This is a genomic window from Altererythrobacter sp. MTPC7, assembly GCF_042851395.1.
Classification (GTDB): Bacteria; Pseudomonadota; Alphaproteobacteria; order Sphingomonadales; family Sphingomonadaceae; genus CAJXSN01.
In genome coordinates this window covers 1-457 of sequence record NZ_BTGS01000056.1, presented here as the reverse complement: position 1 = coordinate 457, position 457 = coordinate 1, and the positions used below count along the sequence as shown (strand labels likewise).

Below are 457 nucleotides of genomic sequence, written 5' to 3'. Positions count from 1 at the left end.
CCATTGCTTATCCAGTTCGGCGGCGAACGCCGCCGGTGTTGCATAACCGAGAGACGAGTGTGGCCGCTCCCGGTTGTAGTCATCCACCCAGGCAGCGATCTCGACACGGGCATGGGCCATGTTCAAGAACAGCGTCTCGTTGAGCAGTTCGTCCCGCATGCGACCGTTGAAGCTCTCGACATAGCCATTCTGCATCGGCCTTCCGGGCGCGATATAATGCCACTCGACGCCGATCTCGCCGCACCATGCCAGCACGGCGTTGCTGGTGAGCTCGGTTCCGTTGTCGCTGACGATCATGCCGGGCTTGCCACGCTGGGCGATCAGCTCGGTCAGCTCGCGAACGACACGGCGACCAGAGATCGAGGTATCCGGCACCGCTGCCAGACACTCCCTCGTCACGTCATCGACGACGTTGAGCACGCGGAACCGCCTGCCAGACGCCATCTGATCGTGCACG

Annotated in this window: 1 protein-coding gene; it reads right to left on the bottom strand. The window is 62.6% G+C overall.

Going from position 1 to position 457, the window contains the following annotated elements:
- Positions 1-457 (bottom strand): integrase core domain-containing protein (locus tag ACGHJ7_RS14805; protein WP_390479193.1); only part of this gene is annotated, 457 nt, incomplete at both ends.